General features: G+C 67.3%; 1 pseudogene. It reads left to right on the top strand.

Annotated elements, in window-relative coordinates:
- Positions 1–456, top strand: a pseudogene (locus J5M58_RS26850) (M20 peptidase family dipeptidase); the annotation flags it as partial.

Raw genomic sequence — 456 nt, 5'->3', positions numbered from 1 at the left:
CGAACTGGGCCGCGACGACAGTTCGCCCGACATCGATCCGACCTGGGGCGAGCCCGGCCTGACGCCGACCGAACGCGTGATCGGCTGGAACGCGCTCGAAGTGCTCGCGATGAAATCCGGCAACGCCGATGCGCCCGTCAACGCGATTCCGCCGTTCGCGAAAGCGGTGTGCCAGTTGCGCTTCGTCGTCGGCACGGACTGGGAGAACGTGCAGGCGCATCTTGAGCGCCACTTCGCGGAAAACGGCTTCGCGCAAGTCGCGGTCGAGGTGGCGCGCGCTTCGCCCGCGACGCGACTCGATCTCGATGATCCCTGGGTGCGTTGGGCGCTCGATTCGATGCGCGCGACCACTGGCAAGAAGCCCGCGCTGCTGCCGAACCTGGGCGGCACGGTACCCAACGATGTCTTCGCGCAGACGCTCGGCTTGCCGACGCTGTGGGTGCCGCATTCGTATCC

It is taken from the genome of Pseudomonas sp. 32_A (assembly GCF_017490905.1).
GTDB lineage: Bacteria > Pseudomonadota > Gammaproteobacteria > Pseudomonadales > Pseudomonadaceae > Aquipseudomonas > Aquipseudomonas inefficax.
Note: the sequence above shows the minus strand (reverse complement) of the source record. Positions and strands in the feature narration are given on the sequence as shown.